Consider the following 20,488-nt stretch of genomic DNA (forward strand, 5'->3'; position numbering starts at 1 on the left):
GTCCATGAATGAATTAATTCCGCATTTAACGGTTTTCTTATTAGTACTTGTGCGAGTTTCAGCATTTTTTGTTACAGTACCATTTTTTTCGTATAGGACCATCCCGCCACAAGTCAAAATTACTCTCGCATTGGTATTAGCTTGGATGATGTATTATACACTGGATGTTGAGCCATTTGCTTTTAATGATGAATACATATTATTAGTGATGAAAGAGGCACTTGTTGGACTGTTATTTGGTCTTATTGGCTATATCATCATGTCCGCAATACAAATTGCCGGAAGCTTTATAGATTTTCAAATGGGATTTGCCATCGCCAATATCATTGACCCACAAACGGGTGCACAAAGCCCATTAATTGGTCAGTTTTTTAATATGCTAGCACTTCTTTTATTGCTAGCTATTGATGGGCATCATATGATTTTAAACGGCATTTACTATAGCTATCAATTTTTACCGATGGATCAATTTCCTAGTTTTACGAATGAAAACTTTCCGCAGTTCATCATCACAACTTTCACAGCCGTTTTCGCGATAGCATTCCAAATGGCTGCTCCTGTGGTGGCAACCTTATTTTTAGTCGATTTAGCTTTGGGTATTACTGCGAAAACAGTGCCCCAATTAAATATATTTGTTGTAGGTTTCCCTATTAAAATTGGTGTTAGTTTTTTAGTGTTGTTTACAATGATGGCTGTAATGATTCAAGTTATTCAAAAGCTCATTACAATTATGATCTATGGTATGCGTGATTTAATGGCCATTTTAGGTGGTGGATAATATGAAACTACTACTGAATTTAGATATACAGTTTTTTTCAGGGGAAAAAACAGAAAAGGCGACACCTAAAAAACGTCAGGATGCTCGAAAAAAAGGACAGGTCGTAAAGAGTCAGGATATTACTAGTGCCATTGTCATGCTTATGGTATTTATCTTTTTATTTTTTTTCGCAGGAACTTTACGGGACGAGCTACTAGCTTTTTTTAGGCAAACTTTTATTCATAACATACGCATCGAGACATTGACTATTGACAGTGTGATGCACTTATTTACAGAAACATTGATACAAATGGCTTTTATAGTTGTACCGATTATGGCAATTGCAGTGGTTGGAGCACTGGCAGGTAACTTTCTGCAGTTTGGCTTTCTCTTTACATTAGAGCCAATGAAATTTGATTTGAAAAAGATGGACCCTATTAAAGGGTTAAAAAAGATATTTTCTGTTAAAGCCATTGTTGAGTTACTGAAGTCTGTCTTAAAGATAGGCTTTATCGGAAGTGTGACAACGATCATTATTTGGACAAACTTACCGGAAGTTTTAGCACTATCTTTTAAAAGCCCGTGGATGACGCTCATAACAGTAGGGAAGCTTGTTGGCATTATGGGTATAGCGGCTTCTTTAGTTTTACTTTGTGTATCCCTCTTAGACTGGATTTATCAAAAATATGAATATGAAAAAAATCTTAAAATGTCTAAGCAAGATATTAAAGATGAATATAAAAATAGTGAGGGTGACCCTCTGATTAAATCAAAAATCAAACAACGACAACGTGAAATGGCCATGCGACGTATGATGTCAGAGGTGCCAAGTGCAGATGTTGTCATCACTAACCCTACTCACTATGCGATTGCCCTCAAATATGATGAGGATAGCATGGATGCCCCACGTATAATTGCTAAGGGGACAGACTTTATCGCTCAAAAAATTAAACTGATTGCCAAAGAACATGACGTCATTATGGTTGAAAATAGACCATTAGCACGTGCTATGTATGATCAAGTTGAAATTGGTGATCAAGTACCAGAGGAATTTTTTAAAGCAGTAGCAGAAATACTTGCTTATGTTTACCGCATTAAGCGAAAAATTTAAAGCTTTTTAGTAGGAGGGACACAAATGAAAGTTCGCGATATTGGGGTTTTAGGTGCGGTTATTTTAATCGTTGCGATGCTCATCATTCCTCTTCCTCCGTGGATGTTAAGTTTCTTAATTGTCATTAATATTACATTAGGATTAATTGTACTGCTAACAGCAATGAGCATGAAGGAAGCATTAGATTTTTCAATTTTTCCTTCAGTAATATTACTGTTAACTTTGTTCCGGTTAGGATTAAGTGTATCCACAACTCGTGCCATTCTAGCGAATGGTGATGCAGGATCTGTCGTTGAAACATTCGGTGATTTCGTAGTTGGAGGAAATATTCTTGTTGGTTTAGTTGTCTTTTTAATTCTAGTGTTAATTCAGTTTATTGTTATTACAAAAGGTGCAGAGCGGGTAGCTGAAGTTGCAGCACGTTTCACACTTGATGCAATGCCTGGTAAACAAATGAGTATTGATGCTGACTTAAATGCAGGGATTATTTCCGAAAAGGAAGCACGTGAACGTCGTGAAAAAGTATCAGGAGAAGCCGACTTCTATGGAGCGATGGACGGTGCTACAAAATTCGTAAAAGGGGATGCCATTGCCTCGATGGTAATGGTTATTATCAACCTATTATTCGGTATCATCATTGGGGTTGTCCAAATGGGGCTTCCATTTGCGGAAGCAGCAACTCATTTTTCTAAGCTAACTGTTGGTGATGGTATTGTATCCCAAATTCCGGCCTTGCTTATTTCAACAGCCACAGGGATAGTTGTAACACGTGCATCTTCTAAAGGGAGTCTTGGCCAGGACATTACAGGACAATTATTTGCCCAAGCTAAGCTTCTTTATGTAGCTGGTGGTACAATTGTATTACTTGGTTTATTTACGCCAATTCCGGATTGGATCACACTTCCAATCGGAATTGCTCTAATAGCAGGAGCTTATATGATGGGGCGTAAGAAGCCAGAGGACGAAGAGGAATTACTTGAAATTGAGGAAGAAGTGGCAACAGATGGCATGAAGAGCCCTGAAAATGTTGTGAATTTATTAAATGTGGACCCTATCGAATTTGAATTTGGTTATGGATTAATTCCTTTAGTAGATGCTGCACAAGGTGGAGATTTATTAGATCGTGTCATCATGATTCGTCGACAGCTAGCATTAGAATTAGGAATTGTCATTCCAGTTGTTCGTATTCGTGATAATATTCAACTTCAACCAAATGAATATCGAATCAAAATAAAAGGGAACGAAATGGCACGTGGTGAGCTTTTATTAGATCATTACTTAGCGATGAGTCCAGGCGATGATGATTCTATTGAAGGTATTGATACGGTTGAGCCATCATTTGGACTACCAGCTAAATGGATTACAGAGCAAGTAAAAGAAGATGCAGAAATGTATGGTTATACTGTTGTGGATCCACCAAGTGTGGTGTCAACACACTTAACAGAAATCATACGAGCAAATGCTCATGAGTTACTAGGACGTCAAGAGACAAAGCAGCTAATCGATCATTTGCGCGAAACGCATCCAATTTTAGTAGAGGAATTGACGCCAACTCCTTTATCTACTGGAGAAATTCAAAAGGTACTTGGCAAGCTACTTCGGGAAAATGTGTCTGTCCGTAACTTACCAATTATTTTTGAAACACTTGCTGACTATGCAAAGTTAACGAGTGATACAGATATTTTAACAGAGTATGTTCGTCAAGCATTGGCTCGCCAAATTACGGCGCAGTATGTTGGAGATAGCTCAGCATTAAAGGTTATTACGGTGTCAGGTAAGGTAGAAAAAATGATTGCTGATAGTATTCAGCAAACGGATCATGGGAATTATTTAGCAATGGATCCTCAAGATTCTCAAACAGTTTTAGAGACTATTGCAGCAGAGGTAGAGCGTGTTTCCTTTATGGAGCAATCCGCTATTATTTTATGCTCTCCAGCTGTTCGTATGTACTTACGTCAACTCACGGAGCGTTATTTCCCACAAATTCCGGTTTTATCCTATAATGAGCTGGATGCTTCGGTCGAAATTCAAAGTGTTGGAGTGGTGAATGTTCAATGAAAATGAAAAAGTATTATGCATCATCCATACCAGAAGCGATGAAGCAGGTGCGGGCAGAATTAGGTGAGGACGCAGTCATTTTGAATTCAAAAGTAGTCATTAAAAAGAAATTTTTCGGTATGATTAAACAGAAAAGTTTTGAAGTGGTTGCAGGAGTGGATGCAATGGAGCCAAATCAAGTAGCTCCAGCACCCTCACCTGCTGTATTACCTGTAGCTCCGAAAAACAATGCAAGGCTACAAGAGATTACTGATGCTATTCAAGCAAAAATTCATCAAGATCAAATACCGCAGGATGCAGCTGTACTAGAGGACACTAGTATGTCTGAAGAATTGAGGAAGGAAATTGCTGATTTAAAATCTTTAATGCAATCCATGCATAAAAAGACTACCCAAGCTCAATATCCCGATGAACTCTTACCCTTCATTGAATACTTAAGACAGCAAGAGCTAAGTGAAGAGCTCATCACAACGATAGGTGATGAGCTTTTTATGCATTTTAAAGAAGCGTCAGAAATAAATTTCTCACAATGTAAAATGATTACGAAAAATTTACTACGTAAAAAGTTAGAAGTTCTTCAAGTAGGGGGATTATCCTACGAAAGAAAATATATCAATGTTTTAGGACCAACAGGTGTTGGAAAGACAACAACCATTGCCAAAATGGCAGCTAGAGCTGTGTTAGAAAAAAAGAAAAAGGTTGGCTTTATCACGACTGACACATATCGAATTGCTGCAATAGAGCAGCTAAAAACATATGCTGGGCTTTTACAGGCACCTGTCGAAATAGCCTATAATGCCACAGATTTTGAGCAAGCCGTGCAAAAGTTATCTCATTTAGATTTAGTTTTTATTGATACAGCTGGCCGAAATTATAAAGAAGTTAAATATGTGGAAGATCTCCAGCGTCTCATAAAATTTGATGATCAAGCAGAATCTTACTTAGTCCTTGCCATGACAACGAAAGAAAAGGATATGGAAAACATTGTTGACCAATTTAAACAAGTACCGATTGAAAAATTTATTTTCACTAAGATTGATGAAACAAATTCTATTGGCACTATGATCAATTTAATGATTAAATATAATAAAGGACTTGCTTACTATACGAATGGTCAAGAAGTACCAGAAGATATTGAGGAAGCTGATTTAGAAGCAGTGCTTAATATGTTTTTTCAAGGTGAAGAAAAATGAGAGACCAAGCTGAAGCATTACGCTTGAAAATGATGAAACAGCAAGGCGAACTAGGTAGAGCAATTGCAATTGTTAGTGGGAAAGGTGGGGTAGGTAAAAGTAACTTCACAATGAATTTTGCTATGACTTTAGTCCAAAAAGGTAAAAAAGTTGCCGTTGTTGATATGGATATTGGGATGGGGAATATCCATATTCTAATTGGAAGAAATGTTTCTAATAGTTTAAAAGATTACCTAGAAGGAAATAAGCAACTTGATGAGGTCATATTTGAAGGACCCTATGGTTTAAAATATATTTCAGGTGGATCAGGTATGACAAGCGTACTTGAATGGTCACATAGTATGTTTGAGCGACTTATTCTTGCATTTGAACAGCTTCAAAAAAACTATGATTATATTTTATTTGATATGGGGGCTGGTGCGACAAATTGGTCGCTAGACTTACTAACATCCATTGATGAAATTATTGTTATTTCAACTGCGGAACCTACCTCTATAACAGATGCATATTCCATGATGAAATATATACATGTTCGAGATCCAGAAAAGCAGTTTTATACTCTCTGTAACCGTGCTTTTAGCAAAGAAGAAGGAATAGAAACGAATGAACGATTAAAGGTAACGATGAAACGTTTTTTAGACAAAGAGATAGAAACTCTTGGTTCTTTACCTGAGGATCCAATTGTGCGTAAGGCCGTGCGTGAGCAAGTACCATTCTCTCTTGCTTACCCAGACGCACTCATTTCAAAGACATTACAGCTCATTGTTGTACGATTTATAGAGCATCGTGTGGAGGAAATACATGCACATGATCAAGCAGCAAAAAAATTTATAACAAAACTCAGAAGTATTTTCTCGAAAGGGCGTGATTAATTGGACTTTTTACATAAAAGCAAGCTATTAGTTGTGGATGATTCTGCTTTTATGAGAAAGCTAATTAGTGACTTTTTTGTTGGCAACTCGAAGGTAGAAGTTGTTGGAACAGCACGGAATGGAAAAGATGCGATCAAAAAGATACAATCGTTGAAGCCTACAGTTGTGACAATGGATATTGAAATGCCCGAATTGAATGGGCTCGATGCTTTAAAAGAAATTATGAAACAATGTCCAGTTCCCGTAGTAATGCTCTCGAGTACCACACAGCGTGGGACAGAAAATGCGATAGCAGCAATTGAGAGTGGTGCAGTAGATTTTGTCGCAAAGCCAAGCGGAACTATTTCTCTTGATTTACATAAAATCCAAAATGAGCTTGTTCGTAAAGTGGAGCAAGCTGCTATGGTGCCAATTTCCAAATTGAAAAAACCTTCTGGTAGTAAAAGACAACAAGAACCAGTGACAAATGCGAGTACCGTAATAAATGAATCACAACAGGTTGGACGAGCACATACTCCTGCAAATGCTACTGCTACTAAGGTAGCGGTAACAAGGCCACAGGTAGAATGGAGTAAAGTTGGGAAAAAAATTGTGCTAATTGGTACGTCCACCGGAGGACCTCGTGCACTTCAGGAGGTTGTAACTAAAATCCCTAAATCCATCCAAGCACCTATATTAATTGTTCAGCATATGCCTGCTGGATTTACTAAATCACTTGCTACTCGTCTCGATCAGCTGAGTGAAATTACTGTAAAGGAAGCTGAACAGGGAGATATATTGCAAAATGGAGTGGCCTATATTGCACCAGGTGGTTATCATATAAAACTCAGAAAAGTAGGGACGACTTTTGGTATTGTTCTAGATAACCAAGAACCACCAAGATCAGGCCATCGACCTTCTGTTGATGTGATGTTTGAAGATGTTAGTCAGTTTAACGATTTTGATAAAGTAGCAGTGATTATGACAGGTATGGGTCATGACGGTTCTAACGGATTAAAGGTATTAAAAAGTACTGGTAACGTTATTGCAATTGCAGAGTCATCAGAAACATGCATTGTATATGGTATGCCAAAAGCAGCGGTTGAAACGCAACTTGTAGATGAAGTTGCAGATGTAGATGATATTGCACAAACAATAATGAAATATTTGCCTTAAAAGGGGTGTCCTCTTATGGAAGTCAATCAATATTTAGAGATGTTTATTGAAGAAAGTAAAGAGCATTTACAAGCGTGTAGTGAACATTTATTAGAATTAGAAAAAAATCCAGAAGACTTAGCAATTGTTGGGGAAATCTTCCGTTCAGCCCATACGTTAAAAGGTATGTCTGCCACAATGGGATTTGAAGATTTAGCTGATTTAACCCATAAAATGGAAAATGTTTTAGATGCTATTCGAAATGAAAAGATTCATGTAACACCTGAAATTTTAGACGTTGTCTTTGAATCTGTTGATCATTTAGAAGAAATGGTGATGGATATTGCGAACGGCGGTGATGGAAAACGTGATGTTTCATCAACTGTTGCACAGCTTAAACGGATTGAATTAGGTGAGGAAGCAGTAGCTGAGGTGGTAGCAACAGCCGTAGCACCAGCTGTAGAAAGTGTTTTAGAATATGATAGTTTTGAACAAACAGTTATTACTCAATCATCAGAACAAGGCTTTAATGCTTATGAAATTTCAGTTACGTTACGTGAGGATTGCCTTCTAAAGGCTGCACGTGTATTTATGGTATTTGAGATTTTAGAAAAAGATGGGGATGTCATTAAATCAAGTCCATCGGTTGAAAAACTTGAAGATGAACAGTTTGATCAACAATTTTATGTTGCATTTGTCACAAAAGAATCAGCAGAAGATATGCAGAAAAAGCTGATGAAAGTTTCAGAGGTTGAGGAAGTTGTTGTGACAACTATTGACCAAAAGAAATTTAGTGAAAAAGAATATGAAGCTCAACAAGAAATAGCTGCAACGGCCACTGCGGTAGTTGAGATGGAGGCTACACCTGTTAAAGCCGAACCAGTTGCAAAGCCAGCTAAATCAGCAGCTCCTAACAAGGCTGATAAAACACATGCACCAGTTGGGAATAAAACAATTCGTGTAAATATTGAACGACTTGATATTTTAATGAACTTATTTGAGGAGCTAGTCATTGATCGTGGTCGCCTTCAATCTATCGCTACAGAAGTGAATCATGGAGAACTCAATGAAACAGTTGAGCGAATGAGTCGTGTAATGGGTGATTTACAAACAATCATTTTAACGATGCGCATGGTTCCAGTCGAAACTGTTTTCAACCGTTTCCCAAAAATGATTCGTCAACTATCGCGTGACTTAAATAAGAAAATTAACCTTGAAATTATTGGTGCTGAAACTGAATTAGATCGTACGGTTATCGATGAAATTGGTGATCCGCTAGTCCATTTAATCCGTAATTCCGTAGACCATGGAATTGAGAATCCAACGGCTCGTCGTGCAAAAGGCAAGCCAGAGGAAGGAACGGTGGTATTACGTGCATACCATAGTGGTAACTACGTCTTTATCGAGATTGAAGATGATGGTGCAGGCATCAATCGTGAAAAAGTACTAGCGAAAGCTATTTCAAAAGGCATTGTGACACAAGAACAATCTTATTCAATGTCTGATCAACAAATCAATGAGCTTATTTTAGCTTCAGGCTTCTCGACTGCAGATGTTATTTCAGATGTGTCTGGTCGTGGGGTAGGGTTAGATGTTGTGAAAACAACGATTGAATCATTAGGTGGCAATATTTCAATTGAATCTACACAAGACGTTGGATCTATCTTTTCAATTCAATTACCACTGACATTATCTATTATTTCAGTAATGCTTGTGGAAATTGAAAAGGAAATTTATGCAATTCCGCTGTCGTCTATTATTGAAACATCTATTATCCGTTCATCAGAGATTATGAATGCACATAATCAAAAAGTAATCGACTTCCGTGGCAAGGTTGTTCCTTTGGTATTTTTAGAGGAAATCTTTGAAGTTCCACGTAAAGCACCGCAAGAGGAAGAATTCCATTCAGTAGTAATTGTCCGCAAAGGTGAAAAACTTGCTGGTTTAGTAGTGGATTCTTTCATTGGCCAACAAGAAATTGTCTTGAAGTCATTAGGAAATTACTTAACAAATATCTTTGCGATTTCCGGTGCAACTATTTTAGGTAATGGTAAGGTAGCCTTGATTGTAGATTGCAACGCACTAATTAAGTAAGGTGAATGAATAAGAGAGGTGTAAAGTATGACAAACGCAGTGGAACAAGAAAGTATAAAAGTTATTGTTTTTCAACTAGCCGATAAAGAATATGCAATTCCTGTATCCCATGTCCAAGGAATAGAAAAATTAATGCATATCACACGTGTGCCGAAAACAGCGAAATATGTTAAAGGTGTAATCAATCTACGTGGGGTTGTAACGCCGATAGTGGATTTACGAGAACGTTTTGAATTACCGATTTCTGATCATGAGGAAACAACACGCATTATTATTATTTCATTAGAGGATATGGAAGTAGGCTTTGTCGTAGACTCAGCTAACGATGTGATTGATATTCCTGCAAGTGCTATTGAACCACAACCAGAGGTTGTTGGATCACTTGAAGAGGAATTTATTTCAGGAGTAGCTAAAGTAGAAAAACGATTATTAATTTTATTGCATTTAGAAAAAGTATTAAATCCACTAAAGTAGGGATCGATAATGACATTTAATCAAAAGATTACATCACTACATTTAGATGTATTAAAGGAAATTGGAAACATTGGTGCTGCGCATGCCGCGACAGCACTTTCCAATTTACTTGGGAAAAAAATTGATATGCGGGTACCAAAGGTAGAAATGGTGTCCTTTAACGATATGATGGAGTTGGCTGGCGGATCAGAAAACGTCGTTGTTGGTATTTATCTTCGCATTGAAGGTGATGCAGAGGGCAGTATGTTCTTTATTTTACCTATCGAACAAGCTAACCGCTTTATTCGTCGTCTTATTTTCGATGACTCATTTGACTTTAAAAAACGACCTGTTTCAGATTTAGGTTTATCTGCTATGCAAGAGATGGGGAATATTTTATCTGGCTCCTATTTATCTGCTCTATCGGACTTTACTAATTTAAAAATTTATCCGACTGTGCCCGGTCTAAGCGTTGATATGTTTGGAGCTATTATAAGCATTGGTTTAATTGAATTATCACATGTGAGTGATAATGTTATTGTTATAAATACATCCATTTTTGAAGAAGGTGTGGAAGACCACGAAACAGTGAGAGGTCATTTCTTCCTACTACCAGATCCTGACTCTTTCGATGCAATTTTTAAATCATTAGGGGTTTCATGATGATGTTAAGCAGTAGTAGTGGACAAGTGATTAAAGTGGGAATTGCACAAATGGATGTAGTAAAACTTCCTAACACAATTCGAACTTCTGGTCTTGGTTCTTGTGTTGGCGTTATTTTATATGATGAGTCAAAAAAAATTGCTGGTTTAATCCATGTGATGTTACCAGATTCAAATTTAGGCAGAGCAGAGTCAATCAATGTAGCAAAATTTGCTGATACGGGTATTGCTGCAATGATTGATTTATTGAAGTTAGAAGGCGTTCAAAAATTTAAACTAAAGGCAAAAATTGCAGGGGGCGCGCAAATGTTTCAATTTACGTCTGATAAAGATACAATGCGCATTGGTCCCCGTAATGTAGAAGCTGTCAAACAGGAATTAAAGAAGCACAGCATTCCTTTAGTGGCCGAGGATACTGGTGGAAATAGTGGTAGAACGATTGAATTTAATCCTGCAACGTCAATATTACATATTCGAACAGTTAACCAAGGAGTGAGCGAAATCTAATGTTTGGTTCTATATTTTATAATCTCTGGGGAGCTTTAATTGCCTTTTCTCTTTATTTTTTTAGCACTTTTCTAAAACCGTATACTCCTCTGCGAATTATTATCGGCTCATTTATTGTAGCAATAATTGTATTTTTATTGATGTATATAGTGCGTTTTTTAATTGCTTACATCATGTTTACCCCAGAGGTAAATGAGGAAGTAGATGAAAGTGATTTAGGGGAAAATGGACTTGATTCAGCGAAAGAAGCAGAAACTCCAGCAGCTAATTCAACGGTAGAATTTCAAGATGAGAATTCTGAAGAAATTGCACAAGTAGTACGAACAATGATGAATCGAGAAGAACAACAAGTGAATGCATAAAAGAGAGTCGCGAATAGCGGCTTTTTTTTATTGGTCTGTATAGGCTTTATTATATGAAAAACTTAAGTAAAACTAATTTTTTTTATATTATTCATATATGCAGTCTTCGTGTTAGCATATTGTACAAAGGATATAGCTTTTAATCAGAAAACTTCAAATTATAAAAAGATTTGACGTTTATCATAGAATGAGTCCTTGTAATCACTTCTTGAAAAGGGCTATGAAAAGGACAAGGATGCCATTGTTTGTACCGTAAAAAGACGAAATGTTTTGACTAGAAATTTTTCAGGGCATCTTTTTTTATCATCATTTGGAATGAAGAGGCAGTGGAATAGTGAATTTCGCATTTCTAGGAGGGAAAGATATGAAACGGCAAGACTTTATGAAACAAGTGCTTGACTTAGCGCGGGAAAATGAAAGTACGAAACATGGTGCTCCTTTTGGCGCCATTGTAGTAAAAGATGGCCAAGTGATAGGGTCTGGCGTGAATGAAGTGACAGTTACCAATGATCTAACGAATCATGCAGAGATTCAAGCAATAAGACAAGCTTGTCATACATTGAAAACGACTAGTTTAGAAGGTTGCGAAATGTATGCGAGTACTGAACCGTGTCCTATGTGTTTAAGTGCCGTCTATTTTTCTAAAATCTCAACTGTTTATTTTTATAATGCTAGTAACCCTAGTCAAGATTATGTCTACAATCAACTATCTTTACCCCCAAAAGAGAGAGCCATTCAAATGGTTCAACTAGTTAATCTTCAATAAATTTTAGGAGGTTCAATGAATGACGCCAACAGCATATTGGTTAATAAATGTACGATTAGAAACGGCTTATCATTACGATAAGGGGACTGTTACAGGAACCAAAACAGCTCTTTTTAATGTTCTCATTGAAAATGGGGAAATAAAGCAGATAATTAGTGGAGATCAGCCGTTAGAAACGGATTTACCTAAACGAGATGCACGAAGTTATTTAATGCTTCCAGCTTTTAGAGATATGCATATTCATATTGATAAAACATATTTTGGCGGGCCGTGGAAGGCTCCTTCGATACCAACAGAAGGTCTTATCACAAGGTTAAAAGAAGAAGAGGTACTACTTCCAAGCTTATTGCCTGTTGCAGAGGAACGAGCGAAAAAGTTATTAGATTTACTTTTACACGCTGGTTCAACACATATTCGGACGCATTGTAATATCGATCCGTTTATTGGTTTGAAAAATCTAGAAGCTGTGTTACGAGCAAAAGAGGCCTTTCGAAATAAGGTAGCTTTAGAGATCGTGGCTTTCCCACAGCATGGGTTATTGCGTAGTGACTCCGTTTCTTTAGTAAGAGAAGCATTACGTAGTGGAGCGTCACTAGTAGGTGGCGTAGATCCAGCGACAATCGATGAAAACATTGAGAAATCATTACAAACGGTAATGGAGCTAGCAGTGGAAGCAAATGCAAATGTTGATTTACATATCCATGATCCAGGTCATTTAGGCATCTTTACCTTTAAACGATTAGCAGCCTTAACCGAGGAAGCAGGGTGGCAGGGAAGGGTGACAATTAGTCATGCGATGGCTCTTGCGGATGTTTCTAGGGAAGAGGCAACTGAAGTAGCAGCGTTGCTAGCGTACCATAGTATTGATATTACCTCATCAGTTCCAATAGGTCAGACAATTCCTATTCCATTATTAGATCAAAAAGGAGTACAAATCTCTTTAGGAGATGATAGTATTACGGATCACTGGTCGCCATTCGGTATGGGTGACAGCTTAGAAAAAGCAGGAACACTAGCTGAACGCTTTGGTTTAAGTGATGAACATTCACTTGCTCAAAGTCTAAAGTATATTACTGGAGGCGTGACACCTTTAAACAGTGAGGGACAACTTGTTTGGCCGAATATTGGAGATGAAGCGGATGTTGTTTTTGTTGAAGCAACTTGTTCAGCAGAAGCAATAGCAAGAAGAGCAAGACGAGTGGCAGTACTCTTTAAAGGAAATGTCGTTTCAGGAGAACTTTAATTTTTGAAAAAGAAGGGATCGTTATAGAATGAATTCTACTTTCTGGTTAACTAATGTACGTCTTGAAACGGGTTATCAAATTGAAAATGGAATGGTTTGCAAGACAAATACGGCTTGTTCTCATCTCTTAATCAAAGATGGAAAAATCGCAGAAATAGTTTCTGCTGATAGTCGATTACATGATGATTTCCCGAAAAACGATATGAAACAATTATTAGCACTACCTTCATTTATAGAAAAACATTGTCATCTGGACAAAACACTCTTAAGCGATCAATGGCGCGCAGTCACACCTGCTAACAATATTTTTGAACGCTTTGAGATTGAAAAAGAGGTGCTGCCAACATTGCACACAACCACACAACAACGTGCAGAGGAGCTACTGGCTCGTTATGTGCAAGCCGGCGTGACACATGTCCGTACGCATGTGGATTTATATCCTGAGGTAGGCTTGAAAAATTTAGAGGAAGTTCAAAAAGCTTTAAATACATTTGAAGGAAAGCTGTCCTATGAAATCGTTGCCTTTCCACAACATGGGCTCTTACGAACGAAGGCAGCAAATTTAGTAAGAGAGGCCCTCCATATGGGTGTCGACCTTGTAGGAGGGGTTGATCCTGCTACAGTTGATGGTGATATTGAAGCCTCTCTACAACAAATGGTGGAACTAGCTGTTGAAGGAAATGTAGGGATTGATTTGCATTTACATGATCCAGATCAACTGGGGACATTTACAATGAAACGATTAGCCCAATTGACTAAAGAAGCTGGTTTACAAGGCAAGGTAGCGATTAGTCATGCATTTGGATTAGGAGATGTTTCTAAAGCCGAGGCAGAAGAAATGGCAGATATTTTATGTGATGCGGGCATCACGATTGTGACAAGTGTTCCTTTACGTAGAAAATTCCCACCTGTTGGTTTATTACACAGTAAAGGAGTACCTGTTGCGATTGGTTGTGACAATATCTTTGATGTTTGGTCACCATTTGGTAATGGGGATTTATTAGAACGAGCAGGCCGTTTGGCAAAAAGTTCAGGATGGGGAAATGAGCGCTCATTAGCACAAACGCTCCATTTTATTACAGGAGGAAAAACACCGCTTAATCAAGCTGGCGAACAAGTATGGCCAAAAGTAGGAGATAGCGCGAACATAGTATTAGTTGAGGCTTCTTGCTCTGCTGAAGCAATAGCCCGCAGATCTCGCCGCATGGCCACTATTTTCAATGGTAATATTGTTTCCAATACAATTTAACATTTGATGATGGGATGGCACACCTAAATTCCAGTAAAATAGCCATCCCTTACTCATTTGTTCTTAATATTTTAATAGTTTGTAGGACAAGGTGGAAAAACATGTAGGGCTCTACATTTTGCATAAATGCTCTATTAGAAAGGGCTCTCACTATGAGAATAGCTTAGCAATCGAGACTATTACAGAAAAGGTACATATATTAATTGACAATGGCTTAATTACTTCTATTGTTCCTGTTACTACGCCATATTGTAATATTTAGAGAATATACGTTGAAACTTATCAAACTTTTAGCAATCATACCGTTTATTGGACTTCTTGTTGTCGTACCATTTGTTAATAGAGGAGAGCCATTTATTTTAGGACTGCCTTTCTAAAATTAAAGTTTAATCATTTCATCAGAATAAGAACTGTATCCAACACGTTCATCATAACGAGGATACAGTTTTTCTATGTAAATAAAAACTAAAGGAATATATTAGAGACTAAGAGAAACAAATGAAATTATAGTCGATTCTTGTTATAATATAGGAAAGATGGCAACAGCTTATTGATTTTTTTGCTTTTCGGGTTCACGTCTAGATTAACTTTAATGTGGATTTAAAAACCGAGAAATCCTGTTGAATGAAAAATTTTAGGAGCGCATGTAGTCAGTGGCAAACGGGCGTGTAAAAGCGTTTTTTAGAGAGGTGGATTTCATGACACAACCAATTCTGAACGATGAGCAAAAACTATGGAATCGATGGATACATGAGCGTGATCCAGATGCTGGTGATTTACTTATAAAAAAATATATTTCTTTAGTGTCTTATCATGTCCAACGTATTGGTGCTGGTTTACCAAAGAGCGTTTCACGAGATGATTTAACGAGTTTAGGTATGGTAGGACTTTTTGATGCTTTAAATAAGTTTGATATCAACAGAGATTTAAAATTTGATACATATGCTTCGTTTCGAGTGAGAGGAGCAATCATAGATGGTCTACGTAAGGAAGACTGGTTACCGCGTTCTGCGCGTGAAAAGGCCAAAAAATTAGATGCTCAAATTGAGCGATTAGAACAAAAATATATGCGTCATGTAACACCTGAGGAACTTGCGGAGCATATGAATGTACCAATTGAAGATGTTTATCAGACGGTGCAGGAGCACTTTTTTTCCAATGTTCTTTCCATTAATGAACAACAAGATCAGGAAGAAGTAGAAGGTAAGTCATTTGTTATTCGGGATGATACGACAAAAACACCCGAACAAACTGTTATTAAAGCAGAGTTGCTAGAAGATTTGGCTGAAAATATTCAAAAGCTCAATGAAAAAGAACAACTTGTACTTAGTCTATTTTACACAGAGGAATTAACATTGACTGAAATTGGTGAAATGCTTGAGCTATCAACATCACGTATTTCTCAAATTCATTCAAAAGCGCTATTAAAGCTAAGAAAGCTATTATCTAGTGAAATGATTAATGCGTAAATATCCTTAGGGGAGAGATTCCAATGAGTTTAAAAGGTGTCGAATTGCAAATTGCTATTCCAAAAACATTTGAAGCTGGAAAAATCGCAGATCAGGCTCAGCAACAAGTATCAGCCCAACAAGCACATGCAAATGAAGCATTAAAAAAGGAAGTAGAACGCAAGCAGAAAATTGTCAATACATCAGAAGGTATGGACGAAATTAGTGAGGATGAAGATGCAGGTGGGGAATATTTAAAGGGTATTTATAAAAAGAAGAAAAAGAAACGGGATCAACAAGAAAAACAGGCAAAGCATCCGTTTAAAGGCAATTTCGTGGATTTCAGTGGATAGGAGTTTACAATGACAACCATACTAATAGCGGTACTATTCTTTTTACAGTTACTTTCATTTTACTTCCTTATTATTTTAAATACAAAGCTAGCAAAGTTTAAAGATTTGGAAAAGAAACAAGAACGCCTAATGCGGGAAATGGACGATACGATTAGTGTCTATTTAACTGAAATGAAAGATGAAAATGATCGTCTTATTAAAGAATTACAAAATGTTTCTCAACCAGAAGTAGCAGCGGGTAGAATGCTGCCAGCAGAACACATTAGAGCACCAAAGGAAAGGGCATCTTCACCAGCAGTACAAGAGTCTCATAGTGATAGTTCTCTAAATTTAGATAAAGAATCTCGTAGCTATGTGCCTAAAAATGTTGTAGCGAATGCTTATTCCCGTCAGCAGCATACAAGTTCAAAAAGGATGCAATCAGCCTCGCCACCAAAAGTAGAGGAGCAAAAGAATCTTGAAAAAGTACTGACAGTGGAACAACAAGCTTTAGAATTAGCAAAGCAGGGTAAATCAACAGAGGAAATAGCGAAACAACTACAAAAGGGCAAAACAGAAATCGAGCTTTTACTGAAATTTCACTACTAAATTGTTGCGAATCAGTTAAAGCTATGATATAGTTGCAAATGGTGTTATTACTACACACGCATTTTGATGTAGTAAGTGGTGCTCTAAGCTTAGGGTAGCTTGTTGCAGATGATAAATGCGGAGGATAAAAACCAAACATACTAGGAGGAAATTCACATGTCAGTAATTTCTATGAAACAATTACTTGAAGCTGGTGTACATTTCGGTCACCAAACTCGTCGTTGGAACCCAAAAATGAAGAAATATATCTTCGTTGAACGTAACGGGATCTACATCATCGACTTACAAAAAACTGTTAAAAAATTAGAGGAAGCTTATGACTTCATGCGTCAAGTTGGTCAAGACGGTGGTAAAGTTCTTTTCGTTGGTACGAAAAAACAAGCACAAGAAGCGATCAAAGACGAAGCTGAACGTTCAGGCAACTACTACATCAACCAACGTTGGTTAGGTGGTACTCTTACAAACTTCGGTACAATTCAAAAACGTGTTGCACGTATGAAAGAAATCGAAAAAATGGAAGAAGAAGGAACTTTCGAAGTTCTTCCTAAAAAAGAAGTAATCCAACTTAAAAAAGAACACGAACGTCTAATCAAATTCTTAGGCGGTATCCGTGATATGCACGATCTTCCAGACGTAATGTTCGTGGTTGACCCACGTAAAGAACGTATTGCGGTTGCTGAAGCTCGTAAATTAAACATCCCTCTAGTAGGTATTGTTGATACTAACTGTGATCCAGATGAAATCGACTACGTAATCCCTGCTAACGATGATGCTATTCGCGCTGTTAAACTTTTAACTGCAAAAATGGCTGACGCTTTAATCGAGTCAAAACAAGGTGAAGAAGAAGCTCCAGCTGTAGAAGCTGCTGCTGAGTAATTCACGTTTACAAAAAGGTGATAAGTGGCTCAAAACCCTTATCACCTTTTTTAGAACCTATCATTAATAGTTCAACCAATTTGAGGAGGAAACACTAAATGGCAAACATTACTGCACAATTAGTAAAAGAATTACGCGAAAAAACTGGCGCTGGTATGATGGATTGTAAAAAAGCGTTAGTACAAACTGATGGCGACTTAGAAGCTGCAATCGACTTCCTACGTGAAAAAGGTCTTTCTTCAGCTGCTAAGAAAGCTGACCGTATCGCTGCTGAGGGTACAACTTACATTTTAGAACAAGGTAACGAAGCAATTATCCTAGAAGTAAATGCTGAAACTGACTTTGTTGCTAAAAACGAAAAATTCCAAGTATTAGTTGCTTCTTTAGCAGAGCAATTACTTGCTGCTAAACCAGCATCAGTAGAAGCTGCATTAGAACTTGTAAATGCTGAAGGTGTAAAAATTGAAGATCAAATTTCTACAGCTGTTGCAACAATTGGTGAAAAAATTACACTTCGTCGTTTCGAAATCAAAACTAAATCTGATGCAGATGCATTCGGTTCTTACTTACACATGGGCGGCCGTATTGGTGTATTAGTAACTTTAGAAGGTTCTACTGATGCAGCAGCTGCTAAAGATGTTGCTATGCACATCGCAGCAATCAACCCAACTTATGTTTCTCGTGATGAAGTTTCAGCTGAAGAAGTTGAACGTGAACGTAAAGTATTAACTGAACAAGCTCTTAACGAAGGTAAACCAGAAAACATCGTTGCTAAAATGGTTGAAGGTCGTCTTGGTAAATATTTCGAAGATGTTTGCTTACTTGATCAAACATTCGTTAAAAACTCAGATCAAAAAGTACGTGACTTCGTAGCTTCTACTGGTGGTTCTGTAAACGGCTTCGTACGTTACGCTGTAGGTGAAGGTATCGAAAAACGTGAAGATAACTTCGCAGAAGAAGTAATGAGCCAAGTTAAAGGTAACTAATTTAGCTTGCATTTGATACTAATCAAATAATATCTAGATTTTCTAGACAAAAAATGGGGAACACAACATAGCGTGTTCCCTATTTTTCCGAAATGCAAGAAAAAAATGCATATAATTTTCTATTCTGCCTTATTCACAACTAGCAATTATTGTTAGATATACTATAATGGAAAAGAGAATAGAGAGGTTTTAAATAAAGTCTTACGGAGGTTTACAATGAGTGTGCCGCAATATAAACGAGTAGTTATTAAATTAAGTGGTGAAGCGTTAGCTGGAGAAGCGGGCTTCGGTTTATCACCAAAAATAATCAAGGCTGTTGCAGAAGAAGTAAAAGAAGTAGTAGATCTTGATGTAGAAGTTGCTGTTGTTGTTGGTGGCGGTAATATATGGCGTGGGAAAATTGGTAGTGAAATGGGAATGGATCGTGCAGCAGCCGACTATATGGGGATGTTAGCAACAGTCATGAACTCTCTTGCTCTACAAGATGCTCTTGAAAAATTAGGCATTGAAACACGTGTTCAATCTTCTATCGTGATGACACAAGTAGCAGAGCCATACATTCGTCGTAAAGCAGTTAGACATTTAGAGAAAAAACGTGTTGTAATCTTTGCAGCAGGGACAGGTAATCCGTTCTTCTCTACTGATACGACGGCCGCATTACGCGCAGCAGAAATTGATGCAGATGCGATTTTAATGGCTAAAAACAATGTCGATGGCGTTTATTCGGCAGATCCAAAAGTGGATGAGACAGCCATTAAATATGATACACTCACATACTTAGACGTTATCCAACAAGGCTTACAAGTAATGGATTCAACGGCTTCAACTTTATGTATGGATAACGATATCCCGCTAATTGTTTTCTCAATTACGGAGCCAGGTAACATTAAACGTGCTGTACAAGGTGAAAAAATCGGAACAGTTGTTAGGAGGAATGCATAATGACTAAACAAGTATTAGAACAAGCAAAAGAAAAAATGAATAAAACAATCGCAGCTTTCACACGTGAACTAGCATCTATTCGTGCAGGCCGTGCAAACGCATCTTTATTAGATCGTATTATGGTTGACTATTATGGTGCACCAACACCAATTAATCAACTTGGTGGTGTATCAATACCGGAAGCTCGTTTATTAGTAATTACACCTTACGATAAAACAATTCTAGGTGATATTGAAAAAGCAATTATGAAATCAGATATCGGTATCACACCAACAAATGATGGTTCTGTTATTCGTTTAATGATTCCAGCTCTAACGGAAGAACGTCGTAAGGAGCTAGTAAAGCAAGTGAAAAAAGAAGCGGAAGATGCAAAAATCGCTGTACGTAATGTTCGACGTGATGCAAATGATGATTTGAAAAAACTTGAAAAAGCTGGCGAAATCACAGAAGATGATCTACGAGGCTACGGTGATGATATCCAAAAGTTAACAGATGAATTCATTGTGAAAGTAGATCAAGTAGCGAAAGATAAAGAAAAAGAAATTTTAGAGGTGTAAACGACACGATTTACATGTCTTGATGGAACTTTTTGAGGAGATGAAGGCGTCCTATACATAACAGGACGTCTTTTCTCTTTATTGTTCATAGCGATGTGCTGATAAAGAAATTTAGAAAAGATCATTTATGACACAATCATCAAATTTTTAACAAACTCATTCTTTAATATGTGTATAGTTCTAAAATAAGCTAGTACATACATAGTCAATTTAGAGGGGAAAAAAAAGACAAAAAGCGCTTTTGTTTGTTATGATAGGTTAGTATACGTCCGATTAG

The 20,488-nt window shown here is 37.4% G+C and carries 21 protein-coding genes; all 21 read left to right on the forward strand.

All coding sequences use genetic code 11. From position 1 onward, the window contains the following. Positions 1 to 4 precede the first annotated feature (4 nt). The 21 genes from fliR to frr all read left to right on the forward strand — a co-directional run bounded on the left by fliR (position 5) and on the right by frr (position 20,211). Complete coding sequence (gene fliR, locus MKY49_RS04945) at positions 5 to 778, forward strand: flagellar biosynthetic protein FliR (protein ID WP_322605965.1); 774 nt, start codon at positions 5 to 7, stop codon at positions 776 to 778. Between the two features lies 1 nt (position 779). Beyond that, positions 780 to 1,868, forward strand: a complete 1,089-nt coding sequence (gene flhB, locus MKY49_RS04950) for a flagellar biosynthesis protein FlhB (RefSeq protein WP_274795978.1) — start codon at positions 780 to 782, stop codon at positions 1,866 to 1,868. Positions 1,869 to 1,892: 24 nt separating this feature from the next. Then, the gene (gene flhA, locus MKY49_RS04955) at positions 1,893 to 3,926 is read left to right on the forward strand and encodes a flagellar biosynthesis protein FlhA (protein WP_274795979.1); all 2,034 of its coding nucleotides are present in this window, start codon (positions 1,893 to 1,895) and stop codon (positions 3,924 to 3,926) included. Continuing rightward, positions 3,923 to 5,119 carry a flagellar biosynthesis protein FlhF gene (gene flhF, locus MKY49_RS04960; protein WP_341385724.1) on the forward strand — a complete coding sequence of 399 codons (1,197 nt, stop codon included), beginning with the start codon at positions 3,923 to 3,925 and terminating at the stop codon, positions 5,117 to 5,119. Before flhA ends, flhF begins: the two co-directional genes overlap by 4 nt. Further along, positions 5,116 to 5,991: a MinD/ParA family protein gene (locus tag MKY49_RS04965; protein ID WP_274795981.1), complete on the forward strand. Its 876-nt coding sequence runs from the start codon at positions 5,116 to 5,118 to the stop codon at positions 5,989 to 5,991. The genes flhF and MKY49_RS04965 overlap by 4 nt, the downstream gene beginning before the upstream one ends. After that, on the forward strand, positions 5,992 to 7,146 hold the full coding sequence (locus MKY49_RS04970; RefSeq protein WP_312505190.1) for a protein-glutamate methylesterase/protein-glutamine glutaminase: 1,155 nt from the start codon (positions 5,992 to 5,994) through the stop codon (positions 7,144 to 7,146). A 15-nt stretch (positions 7,147 to 7,161) separates the two neighbouring features. After that, positions 7,162 to 9,219 (forward strand): chemotaxis protein CheA, encoded by a 2,058-nt coding sequence (locus MKY49_RS04975; protein ID WP_322611418.1) that lies wholly within the window; start codon positions 7,162 to 7,164, stop codon positions 9,217 to 9,219. A gap of 27 nt (positions 9,220 to 9,246) precedes the next feature. Then, entirely contained in the window at positions 9,247 to 9,693 is a 447-nt protein-coding gene (locus MKY49_RS04980; RefSeq protein WP_274795984.1) for a chemotaxis protein CheW, read from the forward strand. Positions 9,694 to 9,702: 9 nt separating this feature from the next. Beyond that, positions 9,703 to 10,335: a chemotaxis protein CheC gene (locus tag MKY49_RS04985; protein WP_274795985.1), complete on the forward strand. Its 633-nt coding sequence runs from the start codon at positions 9,703 to 9,705 to the stop codon at positions 10,333 to 10,335. Continuing rightward, on the forward strand, positions 10,335 to 10,841 hold the full coding sequence (locus MKY49_RS04990) for a chemotaxis protein CheD (RefSeq protein WP_396631730.1): 507 nt from the start codon (positions 10,335 to 10,337) through the stop codon (positions 10,839 to 10,841). Before MKY49_RS04985 ends, MKY49_RS04990 begins: the two co-directional genes overlap by 1 nt. Beyond that, entirely contained in the window at positions 10,841 to 11,203 is a 363-nt protein-coding gene (locus MKY49_RS04995; protein ID WP_274795986.1) for a hypothetical protein, read from the forward strand. The genes MKY49_RS04990 and MKY49_RS04995 overlap by 1 nt, the downstream gene beginning before the upstream one ends. A gap of 364 nt (positions 11,204 to 11,567) precedes the next feature. Next, the gene (locus MKY49_RS05000; protein ID WP_274795987.1) at positions 11,568 to 11,969 is read left to right on the forward strand and encodes a nucleoside deaminase; all 402 of its coding nucleotides are present in this window, start codon (positions 11,568 to 11,570) and stop codon (positions 11,967 to 11,969) included. A gap of 19 nt (positions 11,970 to 11,988) precedes the next feature. Beyond that, positions 11,989 to 13,212, forward strand: coding sequence for an amidohydrolase (locus tag MKY49_RS05005; protein ID WP_274795988.1), 1,224 nt, complete (start codon positions 11,989 to 11,991; stop codon positions 13,210 to 13,212). Between the two features lie 28 nt (positions 13,213 to 13,240). After that, a complete protein-coding gene (locus MKY49_RS05010) occupies positions 13,241 to 14,461 on the forward strand; it encodes an amidohydrolase (protein WP_274795989.1) in 1,221 nt (406 codons plus the stop codon). A 698-nt stretch (positions 14,462 to 15,159) separates the two neighbouring features. Continuing rightward, entirely contained in the window at positions 15,160 to 15,930 is a 771-nt protein-coding gene (locus tag MKY49_RS05015) for a FliA/WhiG family RNA polymerase sigma factor (protein ID WP_274795990.1), read from the forward strand. Positions 15,931 to 15,953: 23 nt separating this feature from the next. After that, a complete protein-coding gene (locus tag MKY49_RS05020) occupies positions 15,954 to 16,262 on the forward strand; it encodes an RNA polymerase subunit sigma (RefSeq protein WP_274795991.1) in 309 nt (102 codons plus the stop codon). A gap of 9 nt (positions 16,263 to 16,271) precedes the next feature. Further along, positions 16,272 to 16,850, forward strand: coding sequence for a hypothetical protein (locus MKY49_RS05025; RefSeq protein ID WP_341385725.1), 579 nt, complete (start codon positions 16,272 to 16,274; stop codon positions 16,848 to 16,850). Positions 16,851 to 17,006: 156 nt separating this feature from the next. Beyond that, a complete protein-coding gene (gene rpsB, locus MKY49_RS05030; RefSeq protein WP_274795993.1) occupies positions 17,007 to 17,726 on the forward strand; it encodes a 30S ribosomal protein S2 in 720 nt (239 codons plus the stop codon). 98 nt (positions 17,727 to 17,824) lie between these two features. Further along, the gene (gene tsf / locus MKY49_RS05035) at positions 17,825 to 18,712 is read left to right on the forward strand and encodes a translation elongation factor Ts (protein WP_274795994.1); all 888 of its coding nucleotides are present in this window, start codon (positions 17,825 to 17,827) and stop codon (positions 18,710 to 18,712) included. Positions 18,713 to 18,928: 216 nt separating this feature from the next. After that, a complete protein-coding gene (pyrH, locus tag MKY49_RS05040; protein WP_274795995.1) occupies positions 18,929 to 19,654 on the forward strand; it encodes a UMP kinase in 726 nt (241 codons plus the stop codon). Beyond that, on the forward strand, positions 19,654 to 20,211 hold the full coding sequence (gene frr, locus MKY49_RS05045; protein WP_274795996.1) for a ribosome recycling factor: 558 nt from the start codon (positions 19,654 to 19,656) through the stop codon (positions 20,209 to 20,211). Before pyrH ends, frr begins: the two co-directional genes overlap by 1 nt. Positions 20,212 to 20,488: the final 277 nt, after the last annotated feature.

Origin of the sequence: Lysinibacillus sp. FSL M8-0134, from assembly GCF_038069745.1 — a bacterium.
GTDB lineage: Bacteria > Bacillota > Bacilli > Bacillales_A > Planococcaceae > Lysinibacillus > Lysinibacillus irui.